The following is a 9,750-nucleotide window of genomic DNA, read 5'->3' as shown; positions in this document are numbered from 1 at the left end:
AGGTTAAAGTAATAATATCCGCCTACAAATAATACCGCAAGTACGATTACATTTACAAGCATAGTATGTTTTGCAAAGTATACAATAATTTTTTCCATAATATATCTGCATCTCCTATTTCTGTTTTTGTTTATCTTAATTAATTAAAAATTAAAAGATTTTCTCATTGGAGGCTAATAATTTAATTAACCTCCATATGATTTTTATATTATTTCTTAAATCCTTATGAAAATTGATAAAAATATTTTTTATTCATAATCAATTGCAAGTAAAGCCCTATAATCAAATATTGTAGTTATAAACTCATATTGAAGATTTAAAAGCTGAGTCTGAGTATTTACTAAATCTAATCTTGATGTTAATAAATCATCAACCTCTAAACGTCCTTGATCCAATTTTTGAAGCTGAGTTCTTATTCTTGAGTTGATTGCTCTTATTTGAGCCTGCTTGCTTGCTATCAAATTTTTATATGCTTTGAATGCGGAAATATATGACTGCAGCTGTGTGTTAAAATCTTTTTCCAGCTGATCATATTGAGCAATAATTCCGTATAATGAGTTTTCAGCCATTTGGTATTGTGCTTTATTTGCTCTGTTTCCTATAGGATAAGAAAATTGTACTCCTGCAAAAAAGTCAACATTTGTCATGCTTCCAAAAGACTGAAAATATCCGTCGCTATTAGGACTAAGTCCATTTAAACTTACACTTCCCACTAAATCTAAATTAGGAAGAGTACCATTTTTCATAGCTTCAAGAGTATATTCTGCTCTTATCTTTGACTGATATGCAATTTGTCCATTAACACTGTCAGCAAAAGGCACAGCTTCCATTTCCATGCCGTTTCCAAGTTCTAAATATGCATCCCATGTAGTGTGATCTGGTTTTATATTAGTTACAGGCATAAAGAAACTTATAGTAGTTAAAAGAGTTTCTAAATAAACTTGGTTTTGAGCATAATAATCACTGTACATCATAGTTTGAGTTCTAGCATTTTGATAATCATCATTATCTATAAGACCATTATTGTATCTGTTTCTCATTTGATTTTCAAAACGCTTTGCTGTAATGTACATATTTCTATAATAAGCAAGTAATTTTTCATACATTATCCATTGATAATAAAGTTTTTGATATGAAACAATAACGCTTGCATCATCCAGCTTTCTTTGTAATTTTGCAATTGCGAGTGCATATTCTGCATCTTTTATTGGATATTTATCTAATGTACCGAAAAAATTTCTTAATAAAGGCTGGGTTACTTCTATTGTTAAAGAAGGCTGATAATTATTAAAATCTACTGCCTGAGAACTTCCAGGGTAGTATAATTTACCTCCCATAAATGAAGTATGGGTTAAATTTACAGACCATGTTGTACCGGTATATGGTATTAAAGAACCAATACCTATTCCTGCCTGTATACCAGTTGCTTCTACAGTAGGACTTGCTGTTGTAGAAGTTGAGGTACCGCTGGATAAACTTCCGTATTTTCCTGCTGCACCAATCTGAGCTGATAAATTTACATCCCCTGAACTTTTAGCACTTAACAAATTCATTTCAGCATTAGTTTCTGTTACAGCGTTTATTTTTAATTCAGGTATTTGATCTCTTATTGCCTCCATATAAGAAGCATAAGTCAATGTATTAGTTTGAGCGTTCAAAATATTAATAAATATTATTAAACATGCAATTATTTTTATACTTAATCTCATTCACTCTCCTTATCTGCTACCAATAGTATTAATCTCATAATTTTTGAAACCATATTTATATACGTTTTTACTTCCAAGCAAAATTAGTAATGTTTTATATAAAGTATCTATCAAATTGTCTAGATTTACATCTAAATTTTTTTTAACTCCTTTATAGTAGTACAATTTTCTATCCAAGTTATAATATTTATCAAATATTAGTTCATTTCCTATACCGGAAACAGTAACTATCATATGCATATAAATATCATGGGTATCAACTATTGGATTAAAATATTTTTCTTCAACTTTACTATCTATAAAATTAAATAATTCTACAAACCAATAATGCAGTATAAGATCTTTATTTATATTATCTTTTAAAGTCTTCATTCTGTCTTTATTATTAAAAAACATTGCCTGCAATTCAAACATTATTTTTCCAAATTCTTTTGCGGTTATAAAGAAAAATTTTCTAAAAGCATCAAATAATTCAAATATAGCCTTTTCAGGATCATCATTATATTCAATTAAAAAGTCTTTTGGATTTACAGTTATTGTGCTTGTATTCAAAAGTGCTACCACAATTTCATCTATATTTGAATAATATTTATAAACACCCCCTTGACTTAAATTAGATTCCTTAACAATATCCTTCATTGTAACACTATATGCCGGCTTTCTCTGAAATACCCTCATAGCTGCATCTAGTATTATTTTCCTCTTATTTTCAAAATATTCTTCATTTACTTTTGGCATTGTATTATTTTTATGTTTACCTCATGTTTGAAAAATTAATATGAAAATAAAAATGACATATATGTCGTTTTTATTGGTAAAATACATATTATTATAATTATTTTTATTGTCAATATATTATATATATTAAATTTTACACTTTTTTATAAAAGATTAATATTTTGTTTGTATTTATACTACATTTTATACTATTAAAAATATTGTAATTAGGTATTGTAAAAAATATTATTTATGTTATTTTAAAAGTATTAGAATAAAATTCTAGTTTTATGGAGTTTCTTATGGATATATCTGTCAAAGAACTTGAGAATAATGTAGTTATACTTAAGTTAGACGGTGATATAGATGTTTATACATCATCAGACTTGAAAGATGCAATTTTTATGCTGATGGATCTTGGAGCTAAAAAAATAATTATAGATATGGAGTATGTGTATTATATAGATAGCAGCGGAATAGGGGTATTTATTTCTGCATTAGGTTCATTTAAGAAGGTTAATGGTAAGATATGTATTGTAAAGATTACAGATCCTGTTAAAAAAGTGTTTGAACTTACAAAAATCACTAGTTTTTTTCCAATATTTACGAGTGAAACCGAAGCATTAGAAAACTTTTAATTAAAAATAAAAATAGTTGATTTTTTATTTAATAGTTATAAAATTATTAGAAAATTATTTGAAATTCTTTAATAGTTATGATTTGAATTAAAGTTTTCATAAATTAAGTTGGCAATTTTTATTATGAAAGAATTATTTTTAATTAGAAAATTTTTTATATTTGTATTGATTTTTTTTGCTTTATTTAGTAATAATATTGTTTATGGTGCTGAAAGTATTAATGATTTCATTATGGAAGAGATTACAGATAATACAGCCCATCCGTTCTATACTATACCTATAAAATTGGGTCATTATATTGATTTTGATTTTAAAATAACTAAACATGTTATATTAATAACATTGGCAGGTATATTATCTATTGCCAGTATGAAATATTTGGCACATAAATTAAAACGTCCTTTCAAAAGACCTACATATTTGCAAAGTGTATTAGAAACTCTAATAGATTATATGAATAAAGATGTAATAGGAGCCACATTAGGAGAAGAGGGAAAGAAATATGTACCTTTTTGTATGACTATATTCCTATTTGTATTATTTTCTAATATATTAGGTTTAATTCCGGCTCTTATAAAACTTCCTACTCAGGATGGCCATTATGCATATATTGCAGGCGGAATAGGAGCAAATATTGGTTTTACAGGTGCTATAGCTATAATAGTATTTGTAGTATATATGTTTGCTGGAATTAGAAAGAAAGGTGTAATAAAGTTTTGGATAAAATTAGTTCCTAAAGGTCTTCCGGTACCGCTTATTCCTATAATATGGGTTTTGGAATTCATTACTTTATTTAATAGAGCATTTGCATTGGCTATACGTTTATTTGCTAATATTACAGGCGGACATATAATGATGATGGTTATACCGTATTTAATAATATTATCTGGTACATTATTTGTTTCACCTTTTGCTATATTATTTTTAAGTTTTATATATGTGCTTGAAATGTTTGTGGCAGTTTTGCAGGCTTATATATTCTCATTATTATCGGCGGTTTATATTGGTATTGCTATTAGTGATGAGCATTAATTATATAAATTAAAAAATTAAATAAAAAAAGGAGAATAAAAAATGGAGCTTTCTATATTAGGTGCAGCAATTGGAGCAGGTCTTGCTGCTATAGGAGTTGGAATAGGAATAGGATTTATTGGTTCTAGAGCAGTTGAAGGTGTTGCTAGACAGCCTGAAGTTTCTGGAAAAATACAAACAGTTATGCTTATAGCAGCAGCATTAATAGAGGGTGTTGGTTTATTTGCTTTAGTTATCTGTATACTTGCATTATTTACTAAGTAATAATAATTTGGGGGATTGATTTGTATGGCACTTTTAAAAATAGATCCTGGTATTATAATATGGACTTGGATTACATTTTTACTAGTTCTTGCTGTATTAGGTGCTTCTACATGGAAAATAATACTAAAGGGATTAAATGCACGTGCTGACAAGATTCAAGAAGATTTGGAAGAAGCTGAAAAGACTAGAGAAAATGCTAAAAAATCTTTGGCTGCGTATAGGGAACAAATTGATAATGCAAAAGCAGAGGCAAGTTCTATTATAGAAAATGCCAGAATTGAAGCCAACAGAGTTAGGGATAAAATTATCAATAATGCTAGAGAAGAAGCTGAGGCCAATAAAAATAAAATACTTTCTGAAATAGACAGATCTAAAGAAGAGGCAGTAAGCAGTGTAAGAAAACAGGCTGTTGATATTGCTATTGTTATGGCTGAAACTATCTTAAAAAGAAATATTAACAGAGAAGATAATCAGGCATTAATTAATGAATTTATCAATAAAGCTAACAAAGAAGATAATATAAAATAAATATTTTTTGGAAAAATAATTGGAATTATGAAAGAAAGTGATAAATTAGAAATATTGAGACCTACTGCTGCAGCTATATTTGATTTGGCTAAACAGCTTGGGCTTATAAAAGAAATATATAATGAACTTTTCGAATGTTCTAAGTTATTTCATGACGATGATATAAAGAAATATTTTTTTGATAAATTAATTTCTAAAAAAAATAAATTGGAGCTGATAGAAAAGAAACTTAAACCTTTGCTTTCTAAAGAAACTTATGCTTTTGTGGCTATATTGGCTGAACATGACAGTATTTGTGTTTTACCTGAAATTGCAGCTTTGTATAAAGATATGATGGATGATTATAATGATACAGTTAGAGTTCGTATCATAACTGCTTATAATCTTGATGAGGCAACTATGGACAATATTATTAAGACTGTTAAATGTTTTTCTAATAAAAAGATAGTTTATGAAAAAGAGATAGATGAAAGTATCTTAGGAGGTATAATAGTTCATATCGGCACCACAGTTTATGATTATAGCGTAAAGAATCAAATAAATATGCTGCAAAGTAAATTTGCTCATGGCGGATAATAAAGCATTATAGGAGCATAAAATGGATTCTATCACTGATAATATTTTAAGCAATCTGAAAAAAGAGGTTCTTAAAGAAATTACCAGAGAAAAAGCCAGCAGATTCACCAGAATTGTTAAAAATGAAGCTAGTGCTAAAAATTATGCAAAAGCTATGTTTGATGCAGCTACTGAGCTTGGAAAGATAGAAGACATTAAAAAAGATTTAAATATTGTTTACTCATCTTTGCTTGTTGATAAAGATATATTTGATTTTTTTAAGTCAAATTTTATCGATGTGCATTTAAGAATGAGTATGCTTAAAAAGGTTTATGAAAATAATATATCTGATGAAACTTTTAATTTAATTGCTATTTTAACAGAGAGAGGTTTGATAGATATATTATTTGCTATAATAGTAGAATATGAGAATTTATGTAATGAATACTATAATATAGTAGTAGCAAAAATTACGACTTCATCTGTTATAGAGGATACTCCGGAAGCAGAAGTTTTAAAAGATCATATAAGAAGCATGATAAAAGGAAAAGATGTTCATTTTACTTTTCATGTGGATGAATCTATAATAGGCGGAGTTATTGTTGAGATGGAAGATATAGTTTATGATTACAGTATAAGGAATTTACTTACAGAATTAGGGCTTTCTATCTCGGATAATGGTTAATGATATTTTTTATATTTGGGGAATAGATTTATGAATATAAAAGCTAGTGAAATTGCAGCTGTTCTTAAAGAAGAGATTAAGAATTATAAAGCTGATTTTACTCCTAATGAAATAGGGGTAGTTGTTGAAGTTGGAGACGGTATAGCTAGGGTTATAGGACTTCCTCATGTTATGGCTAATGAGATGATTCTCTTTGAATGCGGTTCTATTGGTATTGCTTTTAACTTGGAAGAAGAGACTGTAGGCGCCATAGTTTTAGGTGATTATTTTGGTATTAAAGAGGGAAGTAAGGTTTCCAGACTTAAAAGAATATTAGAAGTTCCAGTAGGAGAAGCACTTTTAGGAAGAGTTGTTAATCCTTTAGGTGTGACTATAGACGGACATGGAGATATAACAACAGATAAAAGAAGAGTTATTGAGTTTCCGGCACCTGGTATTGCTGACAGACAGGCAGTAAAACAGCCGCTTCAAACAGGTATTAAAGCAATAGATTCCATGACTCCTATAGGAAGAGGTCAAAGACAGCTTATAATCGGAGACAGAGGAACAGGAAAAACTAGTATTGCTCTTGATGCTATAATAAATCAAAAAGGTAAAGATGTTATATGTGTGTATGTAGCTATAGGTCAGAAAGCTTCTACTGTTGCTGGTGTTGTTGAAACATTAAGGCAGAATGGAGCATTAGATTATACCATAGTAGTTGCTGCAACTGCCGCTGATTCTGCTCCGCTTCTTTATATAGCTCCTTATGCAGGATGTGCTATGGCAGAATATTTCATGTATGAAAAGAAAAAAGATACATTAATAATATATGATGATTTAACTAAACAGGCTAATGCTTACAGACAAATTTCATTACTTTTAAGAAGACCTCCTGGAAGAGAAGCATTTCCGGGCGATGTATTCTATTTGCATTCAAGACTTCTTGAAAGAGCTGCAAAACTTAATGCTGAATTAGGCGGAGGTTCTTTAACTGCACTTCCTATAATAGAGACTCAGGATAATGAAGTGTCTGCTTATATTCCTACTAACGTTATTTCTATTACTGACGGACAGATATATTTGCTTACTAGTTTATTTATGAGCGGTGTTCGTCCGGCTATTGATGTAGGTATATCTGTTTCCCGTGTTGGAGGTAATGCTCAGACTAAAGCTATGAAAAAGGTTGCCGGTACTTTAAGACTTGACCTTGCTTCTTACAGATCTTTAGAGGCATTCTCTCAGCTTGGTATTGGACTTGATAAAGCTACTTTGGCACAATTAGACAGAGGTGCTAAAATGGTTGAATTATTAAAACAAAAGCAATACAGTCCTATACCTTTTGAAGAACAGGTTATTGTTATATTTGCTGCTACTAAAGGTTTCTTGGATAATATTGAAGTTGACAGAGTTCATGAATTTGAATGGAGACTTCTTCAATATATGAGAGCTGATAAGCAGAATATACTTGATGATATTAGAGAGAAAAAAGATATAGAAGATATGGACGGACTTTATAAAATCATAGAAGAGTTTAAGTCTAAGTTTTAATAATGTATGAGTAAAATTTGTTTTTTAATTGCGGCACATAAAAATCAAAATCAATTAATGAGATTGATTAATCATCTTAAAAAAGATTTTGATATTTATGTGCATATAGATAAAAGAGCCAATTTGAATATAAAAAGTTTTGATAATGTAAAAGTTTATAAAGAAATAAAAACTTATCATGGTGGGATAAGTTTAGTTATAGCAACATTATTCTTAATTAGAGAAGCTCATAAAAATAATTATGATAGATATGTTTTTATAAGCGGTCAAGATGTACCTTTGAAAACTAATAAAGAAATTATTAGGTTCTTTGATGACAATAATGATAAGGAATTTACTTCTTTTGAAAATATAAAAAGTAATGATGGTATGTATAAAGAAATGTCATTTAGATTAAATGCTTATAATTTTGGTAAAATATATAGAAAATTACTTAGCAAAAATATGCGTGAAAAAATATCTAATTTTCAGCCTATAAAACGTACTACACCTGACAATATATATTATGGCTCTCAATGGTGGAATTTAACTAATAATGCTATTGAATATATATTAGATTATGATAAAAATAATCCAAACTATCTTAAAAGATTTAATTATACTTGGGGAAGCGATGAATTCTTTTTTCAATCTATATTAATGAATAGTGAATTCAAAGATAATTGTATAAATGATTGTTTAAGATATCTAATATGGGGAGTTGGAACTCCTATTAATTTACAAATGAAAGATTATGATAATATAAAAAATAATATTAAAGATAATTTATTTGCCCGTAAATTTGATGAAAATATTGATAATGATATAATAGATAAGTTGTATAAAGATTTAGAATATTAAAAAAGATTCTAATATATTGGAGTTTTTTATTATGGCAGAGAAACTTAATGTATTGAAAGCGAGAATTAAAGCTGTATCAAGTACTCATAAAATAACCAAAACTATGGATATGATAGCAAGATCTAGAACAGCTAAAATTCTAACAGTAGAACAAGGTATGCGTCCTTTCACTCAAAAATTAAACAGAATAGTTGAAGATCTTTCGCATTCCGATATGGATCATGTGCATCCTTTGCTTGCTCCAAAAAAGAAAATAAAAAACATAATACTTTTTGTTGTAACTTCTTCAAGAGGATTATGCGGTTCTTATAATACAAAGATTTTTGATGAGGCTATGGAGAGAATCAGACACCATCATAGACATGGAAGAGAGGTTCAGCTTCATGTACTTGGAAAGAAAGGCGAAGTTTATTTTGAAAAGCAGGGCATACCGATAGCACGTAAATATCCTCGTATAGATGAGGAATCTACTTTTGATGATTGTGCTACTGTAGTTCAGCGTTTCATGCATGAATATGCAGTTGATAATGCTTCTAGGGTAGAGGTTATATATACAAGATATTATACAAGGGTGGTACATATACCAAAAATCAAAAGTTTGATTCCTATGATTCCTGATGAAGAGGATATTGAGGGACATAAAATAAAGAAAAAATTAGAATATGTTATTGAGCCTAATGTAGATGATGTATTAAAGGAAGTTGTTCCTATGGCTATTAAAACATATTTCTATTTTATGCTTACAAGTTCTTTTTTGTCAGAAAATGCTGAAAGGGCTATTGCTATGAGAAATGCTACTGATAATGCTGAAAGATTGTTAACAGATCTTAAAAATAAAGCTAACAGAGCCAGACAGGAACATATTACTAATGAGCTTCTTGATATTATAGGCGGTTCTGAAGCTATATAATTTATTTTGTATATAAAAAATTAAATACCATTCATATATTTATTTTATGGATGGTATTTTTTTATTTTAAATTTTTTAATTTTTGTACAATAATTAGTAATCAGCCGTGCACTTTACAGTGCTTCCTTCGTTCGCGTATAAGTGACTATCCATAATATTATATGATATACTGTGCGATTGCCACTACGGATAGTAGTTGACAAAGTTAAAAATTTTTAGTATATACCTAAACAAATATATTTTGTCAATTTTCAAACAGATGAAAGTTCTCTGCTAATACTATTGATAATTCACGTTTCCATTTATTACTTTTCTTTCTAAGAAAATTTAAAAGACTGTTGC

11 protein-coding genes are annotated in these 9,750 nt (G+C 28.7%); 9 read left to right on the top strand and 2 right to left on the bottom strand.

Features of this window, described 5'->3' with window-relative positions; all coding sequences use genetic code 11:
- Nucleotides 1-248: 248 nt before the first annotated feature.
- Together Q0J90_RS05625 and Q0J90_RS05620 are read right to left on the bottom strand one after the other, a co-directional pair.
- The gene (locus tag Q0J90_RS05625) at nt 249-1,709 is read right to left on the bottom strand and encodes a TolC family protein (RefSeq protein ID WP_297276967.1); all 1,461 of its coding nucleotides are present in this window, start codon (nt 1,707-1,709) and stop codon (nt 249-251) included.
- Nucleotides 1,710-1,718: 9 nt separating this feature from the next.
- Complete coding sequence (locus Q0J90_RS05620; protein WP_297276966.1) at nt 1,719-2,447, bottom strand: TetR/AcrR family transcriptional regulator; 729 nt, start codon at nt 2,445-2,447, stop codon at nt 1,719-1,721.
- Nucleotides 2,448-2,728: 281 nt separating this feature from the next.
- Between Q0J90_RS05620 and Q0J90_RS05615 the strand changes: the two genes are divergently transcribed.
- The 9 genes from Q0J90_RS05615 to atpG all read left to right on the top strand — a co-directional run bounded on the left by Q0J90_RS05615 (nt 2,729) and on the right by atpG (nt 9,408).
- Nucleotides 2,729-3,064, top strand: coding sequence for an STAS domain-containing protein (locus Q0J90_RS05615; protein WP_297276965.1), 336 nt, complete (start codon nt 2,729-2,731; stop codon nt 3,062-3,064).
- A gap of 120 nt (nt 3,065-3,184) precedes the next feature.
- The gene (gene atpB / locus Q0J90_RS05610) at nt 3,185-4,096 is read left to right on the top strand and encodes a F0F1 ATP synthase subunit A (RefSeq protein WP_028330711.1); all 912 of its coding nucleotides are present in this window, start codon (nt 3,185-3,187) and stop codon (nt 4,094-4,096) included.
- Nucleotides 4,097-4,138: 42 nt separating this feature from the next.
- Entirely contained in the window at nt 4,139-4,360 is a 222-nt protein-coding gene (gene atpE, locus Q0J90_RS05605) for an ATP synthase F0 subunit C (protein WP_028330712.1), read from the top strand.
- A gap of 24 nt (nt 4,361-4,384) precedes the next feature.
- Nucleotides 4,385-4,888 carry a F0F1 ATP synthase subunit B gene (atpF, locus tag Q0J90_RS05600; RefSeq protein WP_297276964.1) on the top strand — a complete coding sequence of 168 codons (504 nt, stop codon included), beginning with the start codon at nt 4,385-4,387 and terminating at the stop codon, nt 4,886-4,888.
- A gap of 27 nt (nt 4,889-4,915) precedes the next feature.
- Nucleotides 4,916-5,464: an ATP synthase F1 subunit delta gene (gene atpH / locus Q0J90_RS05595; protein ID WP_297276963.1), complete on the top strand. Its 549-nt coding sequence runs from the start codon at nt 4,916-4,918 to the stop codon at nt 5,462-5,464.
- Nucleotides 5,465-5,486: 22 nt separating this feature from the next.
- Nucleotides 5,487-6,128, top strand: a complete 642-nt coding sequence (atpH, locus tag Q0J90_RS05590; RefSeq protein WP_297276962.1) for an ATP synthase F1 subunit delta — start codon at nt 5,487-5,489, stop codon at nt 6,126-6,128.
- 30 nt (nt 6,129-6,158) lie between these two features.
- Nucleotides 6,159-7,658: a F0F1 ATP synthase subunit alpha gene (gene atpA / locus Q0J90_RS05585; RefSeq protein WP_297276961.1), complete on the top strand. Its 1,500-nt coding sequence runs from the start codon at nt 6,159-6,161 to the stop codon at nt 7,656-7,658.
- 6 nt (nt 7,659-7,664) lie between these two features.
- Nucleotides 7,665-8,498 carry a beta-1,6-N-acetylglucosaminyltransferase gene (locus Q0J90_RS05580; RefSeq protein ID WP_297276960.1) on the top strand — a complete coding sequence of 278 codons (834 nt, stop codon included), beginning with the start codon at nt 7,665-7,667 and terminating at the stop codon, nt 8,496-8,498.
- A 31-nt stretch (nt 8,499-8,529) separates the two neighbouring features.
- Nucleotides 8,530-9,408, top strand: a complete 879-nt coding sequence (atpG, locus tag Q0J90_RS05575; protein WP_014488895.1) for an ATP synthase F1 subunit gamma — start codon at nt 8,530-8,532, stop codon at nt 9,406-9,408.
- The last annotated feature ends 342 nt before the right edge of the window (nt 9,409-9,750 follow it).

The sequence above is a fragment of the uncultured Brachyspira sp. genome, from assembly GCF_944390595.1.
GTDB lineage: Bacteria > Spirochaetota > Brachyspiria > Brachyspirales > Brachyspiraceae > Brachyspira.
Note: the sequence above shows the minus strand (reverse complement) of the source record. Positions and strands in the feature narration are given on the sequence as shown.